Here is a 25113-nt window from a genome sequence, read left to right on the forward strand (position 1 = left end):
ATAGCATTTCTTTCACTTGATAACACAGGATGTACTTTATCCTGTGTTACTGCTCATTCTAGTCATCCATGACACCTTTGGAATTGGCATTTGTTCAAATTAACGCCTTTAACAGCATAGAAACCGCGACCACAATTACCGTGATTGCGAAAATCTTTTGAATAACGCTGGAAGGCACTAGGTTCGTTGCTTTACGCCCCAATAACATACCGACGATACAAGCAATCACAAAGGTTGCTGAAATACTGATGGGATACTGAAAGCCATCCAAAACATGAATCGAAATACTCACTCCACCAATTAAAAAGATAATCATCAGTGAAGTTGCCACAATACTATTCATGTCTAAATCTGTGGCTTTACGCAATGCAGGCACAATCACGAAGCCACCGCCTACACCTAGTAGTCCAGTCAATAATCCTGCCACCACACCAATAAAACCCAATACCGAAGCCGTTCTGACATTCCAGATTAATCGCCCTGTTGATTTGTTCACTTTACAAGGCGGATTCTCCATATCATTGACTTTATTGAAAAAGACTCGATAAGCCACCACCAACATCACTAAGCTAAAAGCAATGCTAAGCCATACTGGAGAAATGATATTAGAAAGCTGTACCCCATAGCGTGCCGAAGGAATACTAATCAGCGCAATCCAAATCGCAGCACGATAACGCACGATTTTTTTGAAGAAACCCTGAATCGTACCCACAAAAGCCGACAAGGTCACTGCCAACAAGCCTACAGGGGCTGCCTGAGCCACACTCCATCCCTGACTCGCCATCAGTGCAGGAACTGCGAGTATTCCTCCGCCAGCACCCGTCATACCCAGCAAACATCCTATTGCCAAGCCTTCTAAAACTAACAACCACATGGTTCTAGACCTCTTTACCTCAAGGTTGACTCTTTTTTAAATAAAAGAGTCCCTAACCCATCTGTGAAATGACAGATAGGGACTTGTTTTTTAAGGAGTTAAAAATTATTAGCGTTTAGGTTTAACCATCCATTCATGCCCTTTGAGCATGCCATCCCAATACATGGGCGGAAGGATTTGCTCTTTTAACAGCCATGCCAGTCGTGTCGGTTGTTCACCATTAAGCAGCCATTTTGGAAAGCTTGGAAGCAACTTGCCACCATAACCAAACTCGGCCAGTACAATTTTTCCACGCTCTACAGTAAGTGGGCATGAACCATAACCATCGTATTGGGCAAAGTTAGAACCTCCTTGTAAATACTCCAGTACATTCACAGCCACAATCGGTGCCTGCTTACGTGCTGCAGCGGCTGTTTTGGCATTTGGTGCATTCATGACATCACCCAAAGCAAAAATATGCGGATATTGAGTATGCTGTAAGGTATGTTGATCGACACTGACCCAACCTGCCTGATCGATCAAATTACTTGCCCGAATAAAATCAGGAGCTTGCTGTGGTGGCACCACATGCATCATGTCAAAATCGGTTTCTATAATAGGGCTATTTTCAACATTCAGTTGCTTAAACCAAGCGCGTTTTTGTCGACCATCTACCTTGATGAGTTGATGGTTTAAATGCAAATTCGCTGCATAATGTTTGACATATTCCATCAAGGCAGGCACATAAGCAGGCACACCAAATAACGCTGCACCTGTATTGTAAAAATCAATCTGGATATCTTGAAGTACGCCCTGCTTTTGCCAATGATCCGCAGATAAATACATGGCTTTCTGCGGTGCACCCGCACATTTAATTGGCATAGGTGGTTGAGTAAAAATCGCCTTACCGCGTTTCATTTCTCGGACTAGCTGCCATGTATAAGGTGCTAAGTCATAGCGATAGTTGGAGGTCACACCATTCTTACCCAGCGTTTCGACCAAACCCTCAATGCCATGCCAATTTAGTTTTAACCCGGGGCAAACCACCAAAGCGTCATAATTCAATGGCTTACATCCTTCCAGTAACACTTGCTTATTGTCTGGATCAAAAGCGGCAACTGCGGCTTTAATCCATTGCACTTGTTTCGGAATTAAGCTTGCCATGGTCCGCACAGTTTTCTCAGGCTTAAAAATACCGCCGCCCACCATGGTCCAACCCGGTTGGTAGTAATGAACTTCCGCGGGATCAATAATCGCAATATCCAAATTCTGCTGACGTGAAAGTAAGCTCGATGCCACAGAAATACCCGCAGCACCGCCGCCTACAATCACCACACTCAACTTTGGAATATGCTCTTGTACATGCGTCGATTGCTTTAGAATACGAGGGATTACACCTTGCAAGTCATAGCCTAAAGTTTTTGCTGTCAGTAACATTTTCTCTAAGGTCTGATCTGCCACTTGTGACAATGCCCAAAGGGTAATAGAGCGTGTTCCCGATCGGCAATATGCCAATAATGGCTTTTGAGCTTGCAGATACAGGTGTCTAAATTCTTCGGCTTGCTCATCAGTCACTTTACCGCTCACCACAGGTAAATACTGAATTTGAATCCCATACGGTTGCAAAGCCTGTTCAATTTCAGCCACATTCGGTTGATCAGGGCCTTCACCATCTGGACGATTACAAAAGATGGTTTTAATGCCACGTGCTGCGATCAATTCAATATCTTGTGCAGTGATTTGATCGGCAACCCAAAATTCGGCATTGACTTGTTTTAATTGCATCTTCGCTCTCCTTTACTGACCACACGCTTTATTGGCAGGTAATGCGATATCAATTTTCTTCGGATAAGGAAGATTTAAATTGTTCATAATTTCCACAAATTCAGCTTTATTTCGCGCTGCACCTAAACGCGAATTATGTAAACGCTCATGTCCGACTGTCGAAGCTAAACGCCCTTTATAATCATGACCTGGGTAAACAATGGTCTCGTCTGGCAAAGTAAAGATTTGAGTATGAATGCTGTCATACAAGATTTCAGCATTGCCTTCCTGAAAGTCAGTTCGTCCACAACCATCAATCAGTAAAGCATCCCCTGTAAACACCATACCCTCTGCAACATAACTGGTACATGCATTGGTGTGCCCTGGGGTATAACGTGCTTCAATATTTATTTCACCTATCCGAATCACACTCTGATCAGTGATAAATATATCGCCACAACTCACGCCTGAATTGCGATGCAATACAGTTTTACAAGCAAACTTTTCACGTAATAAATTGGCAGCGGTAACATGATCGGCATGGACATGCGTATCCAAACTATAGACCAGTGTTAAGTTATGCATGTCTAAATACTGGGTATAGACGTCTATTTCAGAAGCGACTGGGTCAATCAATACTGCTTCACGTGTCTGTTCTGAAGCCAAGAGATAAGTATAAGTTGAACTTTCTACTTCAAAAAATTGATGAAAGATCATGTTGTAACACCTGAATAAATACGTTTCTTTATTCTTAAATTGCAAACTCAGTGCCAACTTTTAGCTTTTTTAATTATATTCATTAAAAACAATATATTAAAGTTTAATTTATAAATTTAATCGTCTCTATCAATTCACCCTTGTTTCATTTTATGTTTCAATAAGAAACAAATGAAACACATAGTGAAACACCATGCCGACTCTTCGTTTTTCTTTAAAAACTCAGTTAGAATTATTTTTAGAACAATTACAAAGTCTTATTGATGAAAGTTTGATCTTGATTCAAGAACAGCAGAGCCAAAACTTTATTTATGAATATGGCACATCCGAATTTAATAAAAAAACCATCACGACATTCAAACATTTAATTCAAAATACACAACTACAAACTGGGCTGATTCATCTACCTGAAACCTCTGCACAATATTTATTGACCCGAAAAAAACTCGATGTGCTGGATCAACAGTTTGTAGGCGAGATTTTTGTATTGCAGCCTGTTTCTTTAAATACGGTAAAACCAAAGCCTGTAACATCTTTATCTCTGCAAGAGACCTTTCATAGCCGCTCAAGTTCGATGCAACATATGTTCTCTATTATTGAGCGGGTTGCGATTACCGAATTTCCTGTACTGGTTCGGGGGGAATCAGGCAGTGGCAAAGAACTGGTGGCGCAAGCTATTCATCAATACAGTCAAAGAAAAAAGCATCCGTTTATTGCCATCAACTGTGCTGCGCTCAATGCCAGCCTATTAGAAAGTGAATTATTTGGGCATGTTAAAGGGGCTTTTACTGGCGCAATCCGTGAACACAAAGGTGTCTTTGAACGTGCGGCAGGTGGGACCTTATTTCTAGATGAAATTGCCGAAATCCCATTGGAACTACAAGCCAAATTATTACGGGTACTCGAAACAGGAGAGTTTACCCCTTTAGGTGGTGAAAAATCGTTGAAGTCGAATGTCCGAATTATTGCAGCGACTCATCGTGCACTACGTGAAGAAGTCAAGTCAGGTCATTTCCGCCAAGACTTGCTCTACCGTTTAAGGGTTATCCCGATTTTCGTACCGCCACTGCGTGAACGCAAAGAAGATATCCCTTTGATTGCAGAGTTTCTCCTGAATGAACATCGGACTTCAGCACAAGCCCCTCTTCTTTCAGATGATGCCCTGCAAACTTTAATGGCATATGACTGGCTGGGGAATGTCCGCGAACTCAAAAATACGCTGTTATATGCACTGGCAATGGCGAATGGTCGTTCCGCAATTACGATTTCTGATTTACCTGATGAGATCATTCATGGAGCACAAGATTCTGAATCTACACCTGAAACATATGAGCAAGCTATACGAATCTACTCCACAAAACTGGATGCCTATACCTTGCAGCAAACTCTCAAAAAATATCAATATGACTTGGGATTAACAGCACAGGCCCTAGGCATTAGCCGAACCAGTTTGTGGCGCTACCGCAAGAAATTTGGAATATAACCCTCAGTTCATGCGGGCTTTGGTCGTTTGTAGAAAATAGAATCTGTTTTGCATTGAGTATGGATAGGATACTTTTGCCTTACCAGCTCAATGCTTTCAATGACTGAAATAAAGCCGAAGCCGTTGCACTAATCCTTGATCGGATTTTCTGAGTAAGTTGGCATAATCACGTTGCGCCAGTTTCTTCACCGATGCCAACCAGATTTGGCGTTGCGCTAAACTAGAACCCCGTATAGAACCTAAATAATGTGTCTTTACCGACCCTACCCCGCAAAACTTTAAGGTCGTGTCTTTAAGTTGTCGCGTGCTCGGTTCGCCAAAATACCATTTATAAGTCCAACCCGCTTGGTCTAAGGTAGTAATGATTCTGGCCGTTTTACGTTTTAAGTGCCCACGAATACGGTTGCTATTTTCAAAATAACTAAAGGCTTGACCCGGAAGAAATAAACGATCAATAAACCCTTTCGCTACAGCAGGTAACCCACCCCACCACACTGGGAAAATCCAGACCAAATGATCCGCACTCATTATTTTAGCCCATGCTGCTTGTAAATCGGGTTCAAGCTCCATTCTTTGTTCATAGCCATATTTCAGATTTGGATCAAAATGTAATTTGCCAATTTCAATCACTTCAACCTGCAAGTCAGATGGTACAGCTTCAATATAGGCTTGCATTAAAGCTTGATTAAAACTGGTCGATGATGGATGAGCATTGATGACCACTATTTTTCTTTTCAACTGCTTACTCATATTCTTCTCTAGCTTAGAACAGATTTATCCTTTCAGATATCACTTGATATCTGAAATAGATCTAGCCAAAATAACGCTTAAAGTTTAAGATATCAAGTGATATTTGAAATTTAAATTAACCTATGAAACCCACAAAAATTTCTCGTGATGAAAAACAAATTCAAACTAGAAATCAGTTAATTGAAGCAGGCTTTCATCTTATATCTGAGCAAGGCTATAGCGCGGTATCTATTCGGAATCTTTCAAAACAGGCAGGCTATACTCAAGGTGCTTTTTATTCAAATTTTGAGCACAAAGAAGATTTTTTACTGACCTTAATGAAAATTCAATTTGAACAAGAAAATCTGCAATTACAGAAAATTATTACTCAGACACATTTGACGCAGTCTGATTTAATGACCGCACTCGAACAGTGGTTGATCGATTTTTTCCAGAATGATGAATGGTTGAAAATTTCAATTGAATTGCAATTATATGCGGCACGTGACGAAATATTTTCCAATGAATATCAGCAAGTTTGGCAGAATCATCAGGCGCAAGTTTCTGAAGTTTTACAACAACTCATTCCAAATTTTTCAGCGGCAGAGTCGACTCAGCATGAACACAAGCTTCTAGAAATTATCTCATTAAGTTACGGCTTAGCGCTTCAATATATGATTTTTAAAGATGATGTGCATAAATATGTAAATATTATGATGCAGCAACTCACCCAAATAATGCCAGCACGTTAACGCTGGCGCTTGCAATACCTATCCCCTCATCAAATCCCGCATCTAAGCGCTTTAAAATAAAAGCAGCACAGACTGGATAAACATCTGGAAAAAGTGGATAGAGACAAGTGCTTAATCGCGTTTCAATCAAGCTAAAGCTGATTGACTAAAGGATTGAGCACATGACCTCATCAAATTTACAACAATGGAATGACTTGGTGGATGGATGCATCGATTTCCGCCCTCAAGATGGTGTGTTTCGCGTCGCAAGAGATATGTTTACCCAACCAGAACTGTTCGATTTGGAAATGGAATTCATTTTTGAAAAAGTCTGGATTTATGCCTGCCATGAAAGTGAAATTCCCAACAAACATGATTTTTTGACCGTTCAAATTGGGCGTCAACCCATTATTGTCAGCCGTGATGGCAACGGTGAATTACACGCCATGGTCAATGCTTGCGAACACCGTGGGGCAACACTGACCCGTGTTGCGAAAGGCAATCAATCGACGTTTACCTGCCCGTTCCATGCATGGTGCTATAAATCGGATGGTCGTCTAGTCAAAGTCAAAGCGCCAAGTGAATATTGTGAAGATTTTGATAAATCAAGCCGCGGGCTTAAACAAGGACGCATTGCGAGCTATCGAGGTTTTGTGTTTGTTAGCCTAGACACGCAAGCCACAGATACCTTGGAAGATTTCTTGGGCGATGCCAAAATTTTCCTTGATTTAATGGTAAACCAATCCCCAACGGGAGAGCTTGAAGTTCTACAAGGCAAATCAGCCTATACCTTTGCAGGAAACTGGAAACTGCAAAATGAAAATGGCTTAGATGGCTATCATGTCAGTACCGTGCATTATAACTATGTTTCTACGGTGCAACATCGTCAGCAAGTGAATGCCGCTAAAGGGGCTGAACTGGATACGTTGGATTACAGCAAATTAGGTGCAGGTGATGCTGAAACTGACGATGGCTGGTTCAGTTTTAAAAATGGACATAGTGTTTTATTCAGTGATATGCCAAATCCAACGGTACGTCCAGGTTATGAAACCGTTATGCCGTATATGGTCGAGAAATATGGTCAAAAATATGCTGAATGGGCAATGCATCGTTTAAGAAACTTGAACCTGTACCCTAGCTTATTCTTTATGGATCAAATTAGCTCGCAATTACGGATTGTCCGTCCTGTGGCTTGGAATAAAACAGAAGTCATCAGCCAATGTATCGGTGTGAAAGGTGAATCTGTTGAAGCGCGTCGTAATCGTATCCGTCAATTTGAAGATTTCTTTAATGTTTCAGGTTTAGGTACCCCTGATGACTTGGTCGAATTCCGTGAACAACAAAAAGGCTTTCAAGCCCGACTAGAACGTTGGAGTGATATTTCACGTGGTTATCAAGCTTGGGAATATGGCCCAAGCAAAAACTCAATTGATTTGGGCATTGAACCTGTAATTACAGGGCGTGAATTTACCCATGAAGGTCTCTATGTCAATCAACACGGTCATTGGCAACGCCTAATGCTCGATGGCTTCAAGAAAAAGTCATTAAAAATGCTCGACATCACTTTTCAAAATCAAAACGTAGCGGATGAGGTGTAACCATGTCACAACAACTACAATTTGCAGTTTCTCAATTTTTGTATAAAAAATCAGAACTTTGCGATAAATATGACTGGGATGCCTATCTTGATCTTTATGATGAGGACAGTGAATACCACATTCCACAGTGGATTGATGACCACAATTATGTGCAAGATCCGAATCAAGGTTTGTCCTATATTTACTATGCTGATCGTTCAGGTTTAGAAGACCGTGTATTTCGCATTCGTACAGGTAAAGCTGCATCAGCCAACCCTTTACCTCGTACCTTTCACAGCATTAACAATGTGCAGGTACAAACCCGTGAAGATGGTTTGGTTGAAGCCAAAGTGGCTTGGCATACTCTATATAACCGCCAAGGTTTGGAAGGTTCCTTCTATGGTCATGCGACTTATCTCCTCCGTCAAACAGAGCAAAGCTTCAAGATTCGTCGTCAGCACAGCATTTTGCTGAATGACAAAATTGATTCTGTTTTAGACTTCTACCACGTTTAAGGAGCATAGAAATGGGACATTCTGTTGCTTTAAATTTTGCCGATGGTAAAACCTTTTTCATCTCTGTGAACCAAGATGAATTGCTGCTTGATGCAGCAGTTCGACAAGGGATTAATTTACCACTCGATTGCCGTGAAGGTGTTTGTGGAACTTGCCAAGGCAAATGTGAAACGGGTATCTATGCGCAAGACTATGTCGATGAAGATGCCTTAAGTGAACGTGACTTGACAGAACGAAAAATGTTGGCTTGCCAAACTCGGGTAAAGTCTGATGCCGCGTTTTATTTTGATCATGCTTCAAGCATCTGTAATGCGGGTGAAACCTTAAAAATCGCAACAACAGTCACTGCCGTTGAATTGGTTTCAGAGACTACCGCCATTTTACATTTGGATGCCAGTAGCTTTAGCTCTCAACTACAATTCTTAGCTGGGCAATATGCACGTTTGCAAATTCCAGATACCGATGACTGGCGCTCTTATTCCTTTGCTAACCGACCAAATGCCACAAACCAATTACAATTTTTAATTCGACTATTACCCGATGGCGTAATGAGCAATTACTTACGCGAGCGTTGTCAAATAGGTCAGACGCTACTGATTGAAGCACCTTTAGGCAGCTTCTATTTGCGTGAAGTAGAACGCCCACTGGTCTTTATTGCAGGTGGCACAGGATTATCCGCATTTTTAGGTATGCTCGACAATTTGGTTGAACAACCCAATCCCCCACCAATTCAACTTTATTATGGGGTCAATTCAGAGTCAGATTTATGTGAGCAACAGCGTTTACATCACTATACTGAGCAATTTTCTAACTTTAGTTATCACCCGATTGTCACCAAAGCATCAGATGAGTGGCAAGGTAAAGCGGGTTATATTCATGAACATTTGAATAAAGCACAACTGGCTGAACAAGCATTCGATATGTATTTATGTGGTCCGCCACCAATGATTGAAGCGGTTAAAAGTTGGCTCGATGAACAATCCTTACAAGATTATCGTTTGTATAGCGAAAAGTTTTTACAAAGCAATACTACACGAACCTAATTTTAAAACCGAAATTGCGCATTCTTCATGGTAATTTCTAGTGAATAACGCATAAAAAGAGCCAAGATTATCCTTGGCTCTTTTTGTCACATCAAAATACATCTCTGAAAACAATATATTCGGGCTTAAACATCAATCCTTAGATCAAATAAAACTGATAAACCCGAAGATTTATCAGTGCATTTCGAATTAAGCTACGCCAGCAAAGTCACGTAACATGCTAATGAATGCTTCTTTTTCCTGTTGAGGATATTTTTCAAACACGCCATTTTGATGGCTATCGGCGATTTCAAACAGATATTGTGCTGTTTGTTTGCCCTTTTCTGTCAATTGATACAAGTTCTCGTGATCTGAAAGTAGCCCTTCACATTTTAAAATTTCCGCTGCGCGTTCTACTTCTTGCATCGGCATAGCAATATCCCGTGGTAAATCTTCCTTGCTCGAAGCAGTTCCACTGGCAAGCACCAACAGCAATCGAGATTCACTGGTACGAAAGCCTGATGCCAATTGCTTCGGAATATAATCCGTTTGATAGGCTTTAAAGGCGCGGCTCATTAAATAACAAACATTGTTATATAAATGCCCTTGTTGTGGAATTTCAGAAAGTGTTGGTTCACTGTGTTTTAGCTTTAAACTTGGATGTGGCATCACACATGAATATGCGCCTTGGTGATAGACCAAAGGACTGCGCCCTTGATCATGAAATTTCACCACTTTACCAATCATAATCCAGTGATCACCCCCTTCAATCACTTGATGACGTTCACACTCAAAGATTGCAGAACAGTTTTCTAATAATAAACTCGCACCTTCACCTTCCTGATAATTGGTTCCTTCAAACTTATCAATATTGCGGCGTGAAAACTTGTTGGACAGTTCAATTTGCGAACCGGACAAAATATTGACAGCAAAATGTGTCGCTTGCTCAAACACAGAAAAACTGGATGATTTTTTATCAATGCTCCATAAAATCAGCGGTGGATCGAGTGACACTGAGTTAAAACTATTGGCAGTTACCCCGACTTTTTCACCCTGTTCATTTTGCGCTGTGACAATGGTCACACCCGTTGCAAAATTGCCTAATGCGCGTCGGAATTGCAAAGGATCTATGCTTAACGGTTGTACTTTTTGTATTACATTCATCTTTTTCTCCTTAATTTCCATATCACAAGGAAAAGGCTTAAATATCTAAAACTAAACGGGATGATTTGGAGCGTGAACAACACACCAGAATTTGTTCATTACTGGCTTTTTCTTCATCCGTGAAATAAACATCACGATGATCGGGTTCACCTTCAATCACATCGCACATACAGGTGCCACAGACCCCTTGCTCACAAGACATTTCAATGTTGATGCCTTGTTTGGCTAGAGCCTGCAAAATGGTTTCGCCTGCATCGACCATGATGATTTTTCCACTTCGTTCAGCGACCACTTCAAAAGAGCCACCCGAAGTATCCGTTTCAACTTGGAAATATTCTTTATGAATCTGTGCTGGTGGGAAATTGTGAGTCGTAGCGAGATTAATCACCCAGTCCATAAAACCCACAGGGCCACAGGTATAAATATGACTGGTTAAATCAATATCCTGAATTGCAGCTTCAAAAAACTGGCGATGGCTCGCTCCTTCAGATTTAAAGTGGAAGGTGGTGAATGGCGCCAATTCGCCATTTTTAATTTCATTGACAAAGGCACAACGGTCTTCGCTCGCACCGCAATAATGCAACTCGAAAGATGCACCCTCATGCGCTAATTGATACGCCATGGTAATGAGCGGGGTAATGCCAATACCTCCACCGATCAACACCGTATGTTTCGCTGGGTACAATGGAAATAAGTTTTTGGGTGCACTGACCTGAATGTGCATGCCATCTTTTAAATCATCAAAAGCCGAGACCGAACCTCCACGTGATTCTGCATCTCTTAAAATACCTAATCTGAACTTGCCAGCCTGATTTGGATTTTGGCAAAGCGAGTATTGACGAACCATACCATTTGGTAGATGTACATCAATGTGTGCACCCGCTTCAACTTGTGGTAACACCGCAGCAGTTGCCGACTCAAATTCCATGACTGCAATATTGCCACCTTCTACATGGCGGTTTTTTACGACAACATCATAAAGTGTAGTCATTCTTGTGTTCTCCTTCTTCATACTTGAAGCACAGGGCTTAGCGCATGAATAAACCACCATTAATATCCCATGTCGCACCTGTGACAAATCCGGCATTTGGACTTGCCAACAACGCACAGGTTTCTGCAATAAACGACATACTGCCTAATGCTTTAACAGGAATATTCTGGATAAACTGTTCCATTTTTTCGTCAGACACCACGCTATGCACAATGGCTGATTCCATTGGACCCGGAGCAACAGCATTTACTGTCACACCTTTTGCCGCAAATTCTTTGGCAAAGATTTTGGTTAAAGTCACAATGGCACCTTTGCTCGCCGCATAATGTGCACCTGTTGCCGTACCGCCATTTTGCCCTGCCAAAGACGCCATATTAATAATGCGTCCATAGCCTTTTTGCGCCATATACTGACCAATAATTTGGCAGGACTGGAATGTGCCGCGCTGATTGACTTGGGTAATCCAGTCAAAATCAGCAGCGGTAATCTCCAAAACAGGGGTTGCCTTAGTCACTGTTGCATTATTAATAAGGACATCCAGCTTAGAAAATTTCTGCTCAATCCACTGCACTACGGTATGAAAGTCTGCCTCAACTGAAATATCCAATTTCACTGGAAACATTTGCTCAGGAAACTGACTTTCTGCTTTGGCTTTTTCTGCCTTTTCCAAAGTACTGGCAGATAAAATCACCTGATGACCTTGGCTGGCAAAATATTCCGCAATGACATTGCCCAAACCCGAAGCAGCACCTGTCACTAATACAACCTGTTGCATGCCGATGCTCCTATAGAATGTAGCTAATACCCGCCAAGGTATCGGTAGAGTTAATTAAATTAATGATTTTACGATTAATTTTAAAACCCGCTTCGGCATCCCGTTTTAAGTGGTAAGTCACATCTGCGGTGTAGTGTTTTAGGTTCTCTTTACGGAATTCACGTAAGTTCTGTGCACAACGTAAAACGATTTCACCTTCTTCATCTTTTAAAATACGAACACGTGAAATACTACGTACCGTATTCGCTTTTGGCGCAGTCGAAATCGCTTCGCCATTTTCTAAACGGGCGACACGCATTTTGCGCATGTGATGATCGTCATAGGCATAATTCAGGTTGTTTTCATAATCGCTAAGTGTTGGATCAATTGGAATGATATACACCCCTTTTTCATTCCAAAGATTTAACCAAGCATCATGCTCGGAGTGATCCAGCATATCGGCTTCTGCCCAAATAAACGCTGTGACTTCATTGAGTAAATTTAAATCAATTTTCATGTTCTTCCCCTTAAGCCATCATCAACTTTTTCCACTGTTGATAGGCCGAGCGCATCCCTGTTTCAGCACTCACATCACTTTTCAAACCATCTTCAGTTTGCACTTCGCCCGCTAAACCACGGTTCAACATAATCCAGAGGTTTTCGCCTGCGGCTGCTCCTTTTTGCACACGTTCCCATGCTTCAGCATCATCTGGCGTACCAAAACCAAATGGGCCTTGGAAATGCTCATGCAAACGTAGACGGTATTGATTCGCAATTTGTGGGCCGCCATCCATGGTAATCACGGAGTGATGAATCTCTGTTTTATCGACGGAAATCGGCTGCATCACGCGGAAGAATGCCATTGAACAGGCGATGTTCGGGAACAGATTTAAGTTAAAACCAGAACCGCCCACAGCACGGACAATACGACGAACTTCCAATTCTGCATGACCTTCATCACGCAAAGCTTGCGCTAAATCTTCAAAACGCTCTTGAATTGGACGTTCCATTAATTCTTCGTCTAGATCGACCAATTCAGGAATCATCACCATCACACTGTGACCATTGCCTAAGTCTTCGACATAACCGGGTTGATTTTCAAAGTTAAATAATTCTTCCGTTTTTTCATCGACGGAACTTAAGAAAGACTTGTGTACCAATGGGAAGTGATAGGCATCGGTGGTATTTTCAAGCTGGATTTTCCAGTTCCCTGGGAAGGTAAAGCGATGTTCACCTAAAACTTTAATCGGATAACCCGCACCTTGTTTCATGAACAAATCAATCCACTTTTTCGCAGGTCCAAGGAATTGTTCTAAAGGCTCCACTTCATGATTAAATGACGCGAAAATCATGCCGTTATATTCTTCTACACGCAGGCTGACCAATGGCAATTCAGATTTATCCAAACATTCACCATAACTTTCTGGTGAAGGCACGCCGCGCAGTGTGCCATCTAAGGCATAACTCCAACCGTGGTATGGACAAACAAAGCTATTGGTTTTGCCTTTTTTATGTTCGCAGACTGTCGCAGCACGATGGCGGCAACGATTCAGCAATACATGTACTTTTTTCTTGCGGTCACGAACGACCACGACAGGTTGTTTACCAATATTGATGGTTTTATAACTACCGCCTTCAGGAATTTCACTGGCATGTGCCACCCACACCCAAGTGCTATAAAAAATCTTCTGCATTTCCTCGTCAAAGATGCGTTCATCTTTGTATAAAGACGTATGTGCACGATCACTTTGCACCAATGCCTCATAATCCACACCGATATTCAGTGTTGAGATAATTCCATTCATTTCAATAATCCTTTGATAAATTGGTAATTTAGTTCTGGGTCGGGACAGGTAATTCAGCGTCACTCTGCCAATTCGTCACTGGTCGGCTAAAAATATTCTGGGTTTGAAAATGCTTGATCTTCCAACTCCCATCCGTCTGTTGCGCAAATTTCACGTTCAGCTTGGCGCTATTTAAATGGCTGCGCCCATCGCGGAAAGTGGAGGTTTGCAACATCAGCCAAGTTGCCGTGGCATACTGTTGCTGTACTTCAATTTGCTCCGAACTGACAAAGTGAGCATTCATGACAAAGTGAGATTCTGTTTGGGTATAGCTTTTGAACATGTTGTAGATGGCTTGCCAAGAATCATATCGCCCAAAAGATTTGGCGTACTTTTCCCCTATCCCTTCCCAAATACACTCCGCATCAAAAAGCCCAATCAGCTCATCTAAATTGGTCTTTGGATTTAACTCATCACAAATTTCCATATAACGATTGAGACAGTTACGGATGGCGTTATGCGCTTCCAACTGTTCTAAACGTGAGAGGATTTTTGCCAAGTTCACTTTGTCATCCATGTCCTACACCTTAACGTTGAATAATTAATTCACGTCCAACACGTGCTTCGACTTTGCAGTATTTCCATAGTTTGTAAGGACCTTCGCCTACAACCGTGGTTCTGAACAAATTACATGCCGCATGTACAGTTTCAATGTCAGGCACATCTGCCAATAAGTAGGTCGTCCATGGCCAGCCTGTACTAGGGCCAACCATGCTTTGGTCATCATCGAGATTGCCAAAAACATGTACCCCTGGCAGGTCATGAATTGCGTTCCACATCTCACCAAATGCAGCCCAAACTGCTTTTGCTTCGGCAGGTTCTGCATCAAAAAAATTCTGATTAATACCCATGCAGAACAACACACGTAAAGTTTTTTTAGCGTCCATTTTGATTTCCTTCTCTCAAGTTTAAATTTATAAATATCCTGGGCTTGGCTTTAAGCCAAAACGAATTGAACCCGCATTCTGTAATGTGGCATCCCCCATAAAAGCGTGCTGTGTAACGACATTGGTGTCATTCACGAAACGGCTGAATGGGTTGTTGGTATAAATGGCAGTCATGCCTGCCAACATTTGCATTTTGCGTGTGACTTTGGCGCAAACCCGAGCAGCATGGGTACAAGCTAAACGCATATCACTAATCTGTTGTGTGGTTGCTACACGCCCTGCAACGACTTCGTGCCAAACGCTATCCATGGTTTGATAGAACCATGCTTTGGCTGCCTGAAATTCTGCATCTACTTGGGCAAATTCATATTGCGTCACAGGACGATTCGCAATTTCAGCACCACCTGTAATTGATGCTTTGCCTGGCGCTAAAATTTGAAATTCTTCTAAAGCGGCGGCTGCCACACCAATCCCAACAACGGTTAAAACTTGGGTCGCTAGGGAGAGGGATGGATATTTAAAGAAAGGTTCTGGTAGTTTGGAAGGTTCACCCCGTACAAATGTCCAGTGCTTTTCGACCAGTACATCTTGCACAACCAAATCGTGACTGCCTGTGCCTTTTAGCCCTACTGTGTCCCATGTCATTTCAATTTTGGCTTTATGGGCAGGCATCACAGCCATGCGCGGTAGGCCCTGCATTTCATTATTTTTTAAAGGTGAGATACCCACGCCTATAATGTCTGCACCCATGCAGCCACTAGAAAACTTCCAACGTCCACTGACTCGAACACCTTCATCGGTAATTTCCGCAGGTTGTGGTGGGAAAATGCCCCCAGCAAAAACCACATCAGGGCCATCTTTATACAGCTCTTCAAGTGTTGCTTCTGGCAGACTGCCTAAATAGGCCGGACTCATCCCAAAACTTGCTACCCAACCGACCGAACCATCTGCCTTAGACAAAGTTTCAATCAGTTCACAAAACTCACGCGGTGAAACGGCATCACCACCAAAGCGTTTTGGTACAAGCGCGCGGTAAACCCCCAATTGCTTGAGTTTTTCAATCATGTCCTGACTAACAAAGGCTTGATTATCGAACTCACCGGTACAGGCTCTTGCTCGAATTTCTTGACATAAAGCATCAAGATCAACGGCTTTTTCTGGTGCTACAAACTCCATTTTAGATAATTCATTCATTACCTAACTCCTTGTAATATATTTTTTAGTGCGAAAGATATTTTGCAATCGCGCATAATTTTTCGTCTTGCTGATGCCCAGCAACCAACTGTAGACCTATAGGGAAGCCATCTTCTGTCTGTAATGGAATTGAAATAGCAGGATGTCCAGACAAATTAAATGGACGAACCAAATGGGTTAAATTTAAGAATGCGACTGTATTTTCGGCATCTTTTACTTTTGGTGGAATTTGCGGCAGGGTCGGTAGAACCAAAGCATCATATTGATTTAATAAAATATTTAAGGCTTGAGTGAATTGTGCTTTCACCTGTTCTGCCTGTTTCACCTGCTCTAGGCTAGTAGCCGCGGCTTTTAATAAGCGTTGATTTACATCGGCACCAATTAGACCCGTTTGGGTTAATTCACCATAAGCCTGCCAGTTTTCATAATTGATCATCTGCATGCCTGCGTCGTAAGCCACATCAAATGAGTCAATGGTTTCACGCGGTAAATCAAGCTGATGCTGTGCAAAAAATTGTTCAATACAACGCCATACCTCATCACTCGCAGCGACATTTAAATAAGCCAACTTGGGTGGCTGTTGCAGCTTTGCAGCAGGCTGAAAACTTGGCTCAATAATCTGCATGGCAACTTCAAGCATTTCGACTGAATTTGCAAAAGGCCCGACACAATCTAAACTGCTTGCTGCTGGATGTACCCCTTGACGACTGACACGTCCAAAAGTCGGTTTTAAACCATAAATTCCACAGCATGCCGCAGGCATACGAATAGACCCTCCCGTATCGGTTCCTAAAGAAAAATCTGCCAGTTTTGCCGCTACTGCCGCAGCCGATCCACTTGAAGATCCTCCTGGAATTAATTCAGGATATTTAGGGTTAACGGGTGTTCCAAAAGCATGATTAATTCCCGTTATACCAAACGCCAATTCATGTAAATTAGTTTTGGCTGTGATTTGGCAATTGGCTTTCAAAATATTGTCGACCACTTCCGCATTGTGCTCTGCAGGTGGAATATTTAAATAAGCTTTACTGCCCGAAACTGTTTTAACACCTTGAATATCAATCGTATCTTTGATCATGACTTTAAGTTCGCCATGTCCTCGCGAAAGTGATTGTGCAATAATATTCATTCACTTTTCCATGTATTTTTATAACTTAATTTAAATATGAGAAATTTATATGTAATTGTCAAGTAATTTTTACAAGAGTCGTTAAGGCAAGCTGCAAAATTTTGTTTATAATGGATTTCTCAATTTCTACTAAGTCCTTGCTTAGCCATGCTGAACCATTTAGAACAATTTTTACCTAACAATGAACCCGAAAGTCTTAAAAATTTCCCTTTTTTCTGGATTTCTCAAGTCAATGGAAAATATTCTCAACTTATTGAAAAATCAATTAAAAAATTAGGAATAGACAATACGCGTCGTAAAATTATTCTGAGCACCAATGCTTTAGGTGAAGCCAGTATTACCGACATTGCCAATCTTTCTACACTCAAACTCACTACCGCAACCAAAGCGGTGTATCGCTTAGTGGAAGATGGCGTTGTTGAAGTTTTTTCTTCCGCGACAGATGAACGTATTTCTATGGTAAAGCTAACAGATAAAGGCTTAACCCTTGTCGAACAGATTAACCAAATCAGTGCTGTTACTTTGGCAGGCATTCTGAATGCCTTTTCTGAAGATGAACTGCATCATCTGAACCAACAACTAAAAAAACTATTTGAATTGATGCCCTCTAGCTAAGTCTACCTTTTCCATTGTATTCAGCAGTTGATGAGTGAAGACTCATCTGCTGCACTCTTCGCTCCTGCAAACTCCTATCAAAATTCCAAGAATAAACCTTTGATCTAAAATTATTTTTTAGCTTGGCCATGTAAATAAAATACCCATAGAGTATTTTAAAATACTTAAAAAGTAATGGAATTTTACATATAAAAAGAAAATAATCCAGCAATGATCAACATCTCAATCGCTGAACGGCTGACTGAATTCTAATTATTTTTCCTAAAAATATTATTGATCAAATACAAAAGTTAAGCCTCTGAATCTAATCCGCACTAAATCCATTCGTTTAGCGCAAGCAAACTTTATTCAGAAATTTCAAACCGAGCAAGCTAAATACAAAAGGACAAATCAATGGATCATGTAGATGTCTACGTAGAAAAGGCGGAGCATAAAAAAACCCATCTGTATTCATGGTATGTGGTCATACTCTGTATGTTGGCCTATATCTTCTCTTTTATTGACAGACAAATCTTGGCACTGATGATTGAGCCCATTAAAGCCGATTTACATTTAACGGATACTCAATTTAGTTTATTACATGGCCTCGCCTTTTCCTTGTTTTATGCCTTTATGGGCTTACCCTTAGCTTATATTGCTGACCGTTTTTCTCGTCCCAAACTCATCTCTATTGGCATTATTATCTGGAGTCTTACAACAGCAGCCTGTGGCATGAGTAAAAACTTTCTTCAGTTATTTTTATGCCGTATGGGCGTGGGTATTGGTGAAGCAGCATTGTCTCCAGCAGCTTACTCCATGTTCAGTGACATGTTTAGCAAAGACAAATTAGGACGTGCTGTAGGAATTTACTCTATTGGCGCATTCTTAGGCGGTGGTATCGCATTTCTCGTGGGTGGTTATGTCATTAAACTACTTAAAGGTGCAACTTTAATTCAAGTTCCCTTATTAGGCGCCATGAAGGCTTGGCAAGTTGCCTTTTTGGTGGTGGGTTTACCGGGTATTTTCATTGGTTTGCTGTTTATTTTGACGGTACGAGACCCTGAACGTAAAGGCCAGCGTTTGAATGCTTATGGACATGTCGAAAAAGGTGAATTTAAGCAATGTCTACAATTTATCCGTAAACATAGCAAAACCATTACGTGTCATTATTTAGGTTTCACCTTTTATGCCATGGCTTTATATAGTCTAACCAGTTGGACGCCTGCTTTTTACATTCGCAACTTTTCGCTTTCACCGACTGAAACTGGCTATATGCTCGGCTCCATTATGTTAGTTGCCAATACCTTAGGTGTTTTTTGTGCTGGCTGGCTGAATGACTGGTTTATTCAGAAGGGCCGACAAAATGCACCGATGCTCACAGGTGTGATTGGTATTATTGGTTTAATTCTCCCGATTTCTCTTTTCACCCAAGTGCAGAATTTACACATTTCGGTAGCGTTACTTATTCCTGCCATGTTCTTTGCCTCCTTCCCTTTGGTGATTTCTGCAACCGCTTTACAAATGTTAGCTCCTAATCAATTTCGTGCTCGTCTGTCTGCCATTTTCTTGTTGGTCAGCAACCTGATTGGTTTAGGTATTGGCACCACTTTAGTTGCAATTTTGACTGACAAATACTTTGGCAACCCAATCATGGTGGGGTCTTCATTGTCAATTATTGGTGGAGCATCGTGTGTGTTTGCTTTCATTCTCTTGCTTAAAGGCTGCAAATTTTTCAACGACAGTATGCAACGCGAAAAATTACATTAATTGCCATTTTAATCTCTGCATTCTGATGTCTGTCCCAAAGCAATGTTTTGGGAAGGCACTTCAGAATATTTAAAAAGTTAATGCCCGATATAAGCATTCACCTCTTGGAAATAATATGCAACGCTCACCGCATTTCAAACAACAAAAACTCGCCCTAGCCACCCTGCTGATATTCAATGGATTTGCAATAACAGCTATTCACGCAGCTGAATCTACAGCAGCACAAGCAGATGAATGGAAATTTACGCTGAGAAATGCGTATATTGATCGTGATTTTGATAATGCTGGTGTCAAAGATACGGGCAGTTGGTCACAAGCAGCCTCTTTGTTCTATAAATCTAAAATGCTAGATACACCCTTAAATATTGCCGACCAACCCATCACAATTGGTGCGGATGCTTCTGTGCAATATGCCGTGCGCCTAAGTTCAGACAAGCATGTTTCCGATTCCATTCTTCCTTTTGATAAAGCCAACCAGTCACAAGCATCGGATTTTTTAAAATATGGCGCAACTTTAAAACTTGGTTATGGTAATTCCTTATTAAGAGTGGGGGAACTTTGGTTGGATCTACCTGTGACTTCGGTGGATACCAGTCGCCAGTTATTAACCTCTTATTGGGGAACCAATCTGCGCTCGCAAATTACCGATCAATTCCAGACTGAAATTGGTCGCATTGAAAAAGTCTCGCCCCGCAATGAAGAAGAGTTTCGTAAATTTTCCTACACCTCTAAAGGGGTCACGCAATATTCAGATGGGTTGAACTATATTGACCTGCGTTATCAAATTACCCCAACGTTAAAGGGTGAATATTATTTTGGCAATCTGGAAGATTTATATAACACCCACTATGCAAGTTTAGATCACACATGGAAACAAGCGAATTTTTCGCTTAATTCAAAACTGAAATATTTTAATTCTAAAGACCATGAGGATACGTTCACTATTGATGCGCAAAACATTGGTCTGCTAGAAACCTTGAAAGTGAGTAATCATTCTTTTGGCTTAGGCTATCAACAAATCATTGGCGATTCTGCCTATCCCTTATTAGATGGTTATCTACCTGAAACCTATTTCATTAACTGGAACGTTACAGGCTTTGCCAAACAAGATGAAAAATCATATCACTTGATTTATAGCTATGATTTTAAGGACTTTGTACCAGGGCTAAGCACTGCGGTGAAATGGGTCTATGGTCATGATTTCAAATCATCCACAGGGGAAGATAATCAAGAAACCGAAGCCAATTATGTACTGAATTACGCTTTTCAGCAGCCGTATCTTAAAGGACTCAGTTTTCAATATATTCACATAGATTATCATGTGAAATATGGCAATGACTTTGCTGAAGACCGTATTTTTATGAATTATATGAAAAAATTTTGAAGCTAAACTTTTTCATCTAGATGCCTCCTCCTAAGTGAGGCATCTTTTTTTCTTGTAGAATGTGTCAACGACATCCAATCAATTTAAGTTTGTAGAAATATTCTCAGTCCGATAAATTTCTTCAATACATTCTAAAATTTTTGGAATATACGCACTTTGGTCCATGTTACGCATCGATAACGAGATAGGACTATAGGCTTCTAAATCTAAAATATTCAGATATTCCACATTTTTCATGCCAATGTCACAAGCACTTTCTGGAATTAAACATACCCCCTCACCTGACGCTACCAAGCCCAAAGCCATGTGGATTTCACGCACTTCTGTCCACTTGGTCGGAATAAGCCCCAACTGGGTAAACATCGCTTGGATGGTAGTCGAGAAATTCGGTTTCGGTGTATTGGGATAGGAAAAAATAGTTTCATTCACAATTTGTGATAAATACACCCCTGTCTCTTGATAAGCATTTAAAGGATGCTTTTTAAAAATCGCCAGTTTTAATTTTTCTTTGCGGAGCAACAGTCTTTTAATGGCAGGATCACTGATCGGCAAGCGACCAAAACCAATGTCAATTTTACCCAGTTTTAATGCCTCGACCTGATCTTTGGTACTGCATTCAATCAACTCGACTTGAATCTCTGGATTTTTTTGGCGAAACAAATAAATAATCTGTGGCAATAGCCCATATAACAAAGAACTCACATAGCCAATTTTTACACTGGTATTGACTGCGTTGATTTTCTTGATCATGGTTGTGGCTTGTGCCGCATGCGTTAAAATCTGTACCGCATGTTGATAAAAATATAAACCTGCCTCCGTCGCCTTTAAGGGCCGAGAACCTTTTTCAAAAAGATCGATCCCTAATTCTTCTTCTAATTTTTTAATTTGGCGAGTCAATGGTGGTTGAGCAATAAATAGCCTTTCCGCAGCTTTGGTAATACTTTGTTCCTCGACCACAGTCACAAAATATCGTAAATGTCTTAATTCCATCAACATACCTTTTTAGTATTTTAAAATACCAGTTCATATCTATTTTAGGTGATTACATTCTTCTATGGTATACAAACAAGTTCGAAACAGTTGAAACTTCATGTATAAAAGCATAGAAACCATACTCGTGGATATCCCTACAATCCGCCCGCATCAACTGTCTGTGACAACGATGCGTATTCAAACATTGGTACTGGTAAAAATAACAACTACGGATGGTTTTGTCGGTTGGGGCGAAGCCACCACCATTGGTGGGCTAAATTATGGTGAAGAAAGCCCTGAAAGTGTTAAAGCCAATATTGATACTTACTTTGCACCATTACTGACTTCAGTGAAAGCATTAAATGTTGCACAAACCTTAAAACTGATCCGCAAAAATATTAATGGCAATAGATTTGCCAAGTGTGCCATTCAAACAGCACTGCTTGATATTCAAGCTAAACGTTTAGGCTTACCTATTAGCGAATTACTGGGTGGACGTTTACGCGAAAGTTTACCTGTGCTGTGGACACTGGCTTCGGGTGATACTGAAAAAGATATTGCCGAAGCAAAACAAATGATTGAGCTGAAACGTCATAACACGTTCAAACTCAAAATCGGTGCACGTCCTTTACAGCAAGATGTTGACCATGTGATTGCAATTAAAAAAGCCTTGGGTGCAGACATCAGTGTTCGTGTAGACGTCAACCGTGCTTGGTCAGAACTGGAATGTATTCGTGGTATTCAGCAACTTCAAGATGGCGGTATCGACCTCATTGAACAACCGTGTGCCATTCAAAATACAGATGCTTTAGCGCGTTTAACCCAGCGTTTCGATGTTGCCATTATGGCCGATGAGGCGCTTACAGGTCCTGACAGTGCTTACCGTATTGCCAAGAGTCATGGTGCAGATGTCTTTGCAGTCAAGATTGAACAATCGGGTGGACTGCTCGAAGCCTGCGAAGTCGCCAAAATTGCATGTTTGGCAGGCATTGATTTGTACGGTGGCACCATGTTGGAAGGCCCTATTGGCAGTATTGCTTCTGCACATGCCTTCTCGACCTTTGAATCTTTAGCTTTTGGTACAGAATTATTTGGTCCACTACTTTTGACCGAAGAAATTTTAAAAACACCGCTTCGTTATGAAAATTTTGAACTTCATCTGCCTACTGGTACAGGTTTAGGCATCGAAATTGACGAAGACAAAATTGAACAACTACGACGTAAAGACAAGGAAGCTGTAAATGTTATTTCACGTACGCATGGATGTGCATATTCCGCTTGATATGCCCATTGAAAAAGTCAATGAAATAAAAACCATTGAAAAAGCATATTCGCAGGAATTACAACGTTCTGGAAAATGGCGACATATCTGGCGTATTACAGGACAGTACTCCAACATTAGTATTTTTGACGTTGCGAGTAATGAAGAGTTGCATAACATTTTACAAGGTTTGCCACTCTACCCATTTATGAATATTGAAGTAATGCCTTTAAACAGGCATCCATCTTCCATCCGTGAGGATGATTCATAGAATCTGAATCACCATTAATCTGTATTTTAAACATAACAAGGACTGTGGCATTAAAACCAAGTAGCTAAATCAATAGCCAATAATAATGCCATCCATAATCTACATACTTCAGGAGTTATAGTATGAACCGTCAACAAATTGATGCACTTGTAAAAAAAATGAATGTCGATACCGCACAAGGACCTGTCGATGAACGCATTCAACAAATTATTGTTCGCTTACTTGGCGATCTGTTCCAAGCCATTGAAGATTTAGATATTCAACCCTCTGAGGTATGGAAAGGCTTGGAATATTTTACCGATGCAGGTCAAGCCAATGAATTGGGCTTATTGGCTGCTGGTTTAGGTTTGGAACATTATCTCGATTTACGTGCTGACGAAGCGGATGCCAAAGCAGGTATCACTGGTGGTACACCACGTACCATTGAAGGTCCTTTATATGTGGCTGGTGCACCAGAAACAGTTGGTTTTGCACGTATGGATGATGGCAGCGAATCGGACAAAATTGATACGCTAATTATTGAAGGGATTGTCCGTGATGCAGACGGTCAAATCATTGAAAATGCCAAAGTTGAAGTTTGGCATGCCAACAGCTTAGGCAACTACTCTTTCTTTGATAAGTCTCAGTCTGAGTTTAACTTACGTCGTACTATTTTAACCGATGCACAGGGTCAATATGTGGCTTTAACCACTATGCCTGTAGGTTATGGCTGCCCTCCTGAAGGCACGACGCAAGCCGTACTGAATAAATTAGGACGTCATGGTAATCGACCATCACATGTACATTATTTTGTCTCTGCACCAGGTTTCCGTAAATTAACCACTCAGTTCAACATTGAAGGTGATCAATATTTATGGGATGACTTTGCTTTTGCAACCCGTGATGGCTTAGTGGCTACAGCAGTTGATGTGATCGACCCTGCTGAAATTCAGCGTCGTGGTCTAGACAAACCTTTTAAGCACATTACCTTCAATATTGAGTTAGTTAAAGAAGCTGCTTCTGCTCCTTCGACTGAAGTTGATCGTCGTCGTGCAGTAGCATAACGCTCTAATCGTTAAACCATGAATGAGCTAAGGAAATGCTTGGCTCATTCCATTCAGTTTCCCAATAACGCTACGATTTTTTAATTCTTACTCCCCTTTTCGACATTTGATATTTGCACGAAAGAAGCAGATCCAAAATCAATGTATGGGTGCTTTACATGATCAATAAATCCTCGACTTCAGTTCATGAAGTTTTATCTCAAATCACAGACGGCTCAACCATCATGATCGGTGGTTTTGGTACAGCAGGCCAACCCGCTGAACTCATTGACGGGCTGATCAAGCTTGGACGTAAAGACCTGACCATTGTCAGCAACAACGCAGGCAATGGCGACTATGGTCTGGCGAAACTGTTGAAAGCCGGTGCCGTCAAAAAAGTCATCTGCTCATTCCCACGTCAGTCTGACTCTTGGGTCTTCGATGAACTCTATCGTGCAGGCAAAATCGAACTGGAATTAGTACCTCAA

General features: G+C 41.2%; 26 protein-coding genes. 12 read left to right on the forward strand and 14 right to left on the reverse strand.

Translation table 11 applies throughout. From position 1 onward, the window contains the following. Positions 1-94: 94 nt before the first annotated feature. From E0H94_RS10370 to E0H94_RS10380, 3 genes are all read right to left on the reverse strand, one after another. Positions 95-874, reverse strand: a complete 780-nt coding sequence (locus E0H94_RS10370; protein WP_131326454.1) for a sulfite exporter TauE/SafE family protein — start codon at positions 872-874, stop codon at positions 95-97. A 108-nt stretch (positions 875-982) separates the two neighbouring features. Continuing rightward, a complete protein-coding gene (locus E0H94_RS10375; protein ID WP_131326455.1) occupies positions 983-2638 on the reverse strand; it encodes a bifunctional protein tyrosine phosphatase family protein/NAD(P)/FAD-dependent oxidoreductase in 1656 nt (551 codons plus the stop codon). Positions 2639-2650: 12 nt separating this feature from the next. Then, positions 2651-3334, reverse strand: a complete 684-nt coding sequence (locus E0H94_RS10380) for an MBL fold metallo-hydrolase (protein WP_131326456.1) — start codon at positions 3332-3334, stop codon at positions 2651-2653. Between the two features lie 193 nt (positions 3335-3527). Here E0H94_RS10380 and E0H94_RS10385 point away from each other — a divergent pair, with 193 nt between their 5' ends. After that, positions 3528-4817 carry a sigma-54 interaction domain-containing protein gene (locus E0H94_RS10385; protein WP_131326457.1) on the forward strand — a complete coding sequence of 430 codons (1290 nt, stop codon included), beginning with the start codon at positions 3528-3530 and terminating at the stop codon, positions 4815-4817. A gap of 96 nt (positions 4818-4913) precedes the next feature. On the opposite strand, the gene E0H94_RS10390 is transcribed toward E0H94_RS10385, so the two are convergent. Then, complete coding sequence (locus E0H94_RS10390) at positions 4914-5567, reverse strand: NAD(P)H-dependent oxidoreductase (RefSeq protein ID WP_131326458.1); 654 nt, start codon at positions 5565-5567, stop codon at positions 4914-4916. Positions 5568-5689: 122 nt separating this feature from the next. On the opposite strand from E0H94_RS10390, the gene E0H94_RS10395 reads away from it, so the two are divergent. The 4 genes from E0H94_RS10395 (at position 5690) to antC (ending at position 9412) form a co-directional block, all read left to right on the forward strand. Further along, positions 5690-6298: a TetR/AcrR family transcriptional regulator gene (locus E0H94_RS10395; protein WP_131326459.1), complete on the forward strand. Its 609-nt coding sequence runs from the start codon at positions 5690-5692 to the stop codon at positions 6296-6298. Positions 6299-6459: 161 nt separating this feature from the next. Beyond that, entirely contained in the window at positions 6460-7875 is a 1416-nt protein-coding gene (gene antA, locus E0H94_RS10400; RefSeq protein WP_131326460.1) for an anthranilate 1,2-dioxygenase large subunit, read from the forward strand. A 2-nt stretch (positions 7876-7877) separates the two neighbouring features. Beyond that, positions 7878-8369 carry an anthranilate 1,2-dioxygenase small subunit gene (gene antB / locus E0H94_RS10405; RefSeq protein WP_044740349.1) on the forward strand — a complete coding sequence of 164 codons (492 nt, stop codon included), beginning with the start codon at positions 7878-7880 and terminating at the stop codon, positions 8367-8369. Between the two features lie 5 nt (positions 8370-8374). After that, positions 8375-9412 carry an anthranilate 1,2-dioxygenase electron transfer component AntC gene (gene antC / locus E0H94_RS10410; RefSeq protein ID WP_171462065.1) on the forward strand — a complete coding sequence of 346 codons (1038 nt, stop codon included), beginning with the start codon at positions 8375-8377 and terminating at the stop codon, positions 9410-9412. A 189-nt stretch (positions 9413-9601) separates the two neighbouring features. Here the strand turns inward: antC and E0H94_RS10415 are convergent, their stop codons facing one another. From E0H94_RS10415 to E0H94_RS10455, 9 genes are read right to left on the reverse strand one after another with little or no spacing between them, the layout of a single operon-like run. Then, positions 9602-10555 (reverse strand): p-hydroxyphenylacetate 3-hydroxylase reductase component, encoded by a 954-nt coding sequence (locus E0H94_RS10415; protein WP_131326462.1) that lies wholly within the window; start codon positions 10553-10555, stop codon positions 9602-9604. Between the two features lie 37 nt (positions 10556-10592). Beyond that, positions 10593-11546: a PDR/VanB family oxidoreductase gene (locus tag E0H94_RS10420; RefSeq protein ID WP_131326463.1), complete on the reverse strand. Its 954-nt coding sequence runs from the start codon at positions 11544-11546 to the stop codon at positions 10593-10595. A 37-nt stretch (positions 11547-11583) separates the two neighbouring features. After that, positions 11584-12321: an SDR family NAD(P)-dependent oxidoreductase gene (locus E0H94_RS10425; protein ID WP_131326464.1), complete on the reverse strand. Its 738-nt coding sequence runs from the start codon at positions 12319-12321 to the stop codon at positions 11584-11586. Positions 12322-12331: 10 nt separating this feature from the next. Further along, positions 12332-12817: an aromatic-ring-hydroxylating dioxygenase subunit beta gene (locus tag E0H94_RS10430; protein ID WP_131326465.1), complete on the reverse strand. Its 486-nt coding sequence runs from the start codon at positions 12815-12817 to the stop codon at positions 12332-12334. A 10-nt stretch (positions 12818-12827) separates the two neighbouring features. Continuing rightward, positions 12828-14105: an aromatic ring-hydroxylating oxygenase subunit alpha gene (locus tag E0H94_RS10435; RefSeq protein ID WP_131326466.1), complete on the reverse strand. Its 1278-nt coding sequence runs from the start codon at positions 14103-14105 to the stop codon at positions 12828-12830. Between the two features lie 28 nt (positions 14106-14133). Beyond that, positions 14134-14661 carry a nuclear transport factor 2 family protein gene (locus tag E0H94_RS10440; RefSeq protein ID WP_131326467.1) on the reverse strand — a complete coding sequence of 176 codons (528 nt, stop codon included), beginning with the start codon at positions 14659-14661 and terminating at the stop codon, positions 14134-14136. A 10-nt stretch (positions 14662-14671) separates the two neighbouring features. Then, positions 14672-15031, reverse strand: a complete 360-nt coding sequence (locus tag E0H94_RS10445) for a hypothetical protein (protein ID WP_016166452.1) — start codon at positions 15029-15031, stop codon at positions 14672-14674. 27 nt (positions 15032-15058) lie between these two features. Then, positions 15059-16207, reverse strand: coding sequence for an acyl-CoA dehydrogenase family protein (locus E0H94_RS10450; protein ID WP_131326485.1), 1149 nt, complete (start codon positions 16205-16207; stop codon positions 15059-15061). 43 nt (positions 16208-16250) lie between these two features. Beyond that, a complete protein-coding gene (locus tag E0H94_RS10455) occupies positions 16251-17354 on the reverse strand; it encodes an amidase (RefSeq protein ID WP_131326468.1) in 1104 nt (367 codons plus the stop codon). Positions 17355-17501: 147 nt separating this feature from the next. On the opposite strand from E0H94_RS10455, the gene E0H94_RS10460 reads away from it, so the two are divergent. The 3 genes from E0H94_RS10460 (at position 17502) to E0H94_RS10470 (ending at position 21099) form a co-directional block, all read left to right on the forward strand. Then, a complete protein-coding gene (locus E0H94_RS10460) occupies positions 17502-17969 on the forward strand; it encodes a MarR family winged helix-turn-helix transcriptional regulator (protein ID WP_131326469.1) in 468 nt (155 codons plus the stop codon). A gap of 393 nt (positions 17970-18362) precedes the next feature. Then, positions 18363-19715, forward strand: a complete 1353-nt coding sequence (locus E0H94_RS10465; protein ID WP_131326470.1) for a spinster family MFS transporter — start codon at positions 18363-18365, stop codon at positions 19713-19715. 115 nt (positions 19716-19830) lie between these two features. Continuing rightward, a complete protein-coding gene (locus tag E0H94_RS10470) occupies positions 19831-21099 on the forward strand; it encodes an OprD family outer membrane porin (protein WP_131326471.1) in 1269 nt (422 codons plus the stop codon). Positions 21100-21177: 78 nt separating this feature from the next. Here E0H94_RS10470 and E0H94_RS10475 read toward each other — a convergent pair whose 3' ends face one another. Then, positions 21178-22089, reverse strand: coding sequence for a LysR family transcriptional regulator (locus E0H94_RS10475; RefSeq protein WP_131326472.1), 912 nt, complete (start codon positions 22087-22089; stop codon positions 21178-21180). Between the two features lie 100 nt (positions 22090-22189). On the opposite strand from E0H94_RS10475, the gene E0H94_RS10480 reads away from it, so the two are divergent. The 4 genes from E0H94_RS10480 to E0H94_RS10495 form a co-directional block, all read left to right on the forward strand. After that, a complete protein-coding gene (locus E0H94_RS10480) occupies positions 22190-23353 on the forward strand; it encodes a muconate/chloromuconate family cycloisomerase (protein ID WP_131326473.1) in 1164 nt (387 codons plus the stop codon). After that, positions 23313-23603: a muconolactone Delta-isomerase gene (catC, locus tag E0H94_RS10485; RefSeq protein WP_131326474.1), complete on the forward strand. Its 291-nt coding sequence runs from the start codon at positions 23313-23315 to the stop codon at positions 23601-23603. Before E0H94_RS10480 ends, catC begins: the two co-directional genes overlap by 41 nt. A 122-nt stretch (positions 23604-23725) precedes the next feature. Next, complete coding sequence (gene catA, locus E0H94_RS10490) at positions 23726-24646, forward strand: catechol 1,2-dioxygenase (protein ID WP_131326475.1); 921 nt, start codon at positions 23726-23728, stop codon at positions 24644-24646. 158 nt (positions 24647-24804) lie between these two features. After that, positions 24805-25113 (forward strand): 3-oxoacid CoA-transferase subunit A (locus E0H94_RS10495; protein WP_131326476.1); only part of this gene is annotated, 309 nt, incomplete at its 3' end.

Source organism: Acinetobacter sp. ANC 4173 (genome assembly GCF_004331255.1).
In the GTDB taxonomy this organism is placed as follows: domain Bacteria; phylum Pseudomonadota; class Gammaproteobacteria; order Pseudomonadales; family Moraxellaceae; genus Acinetobacter.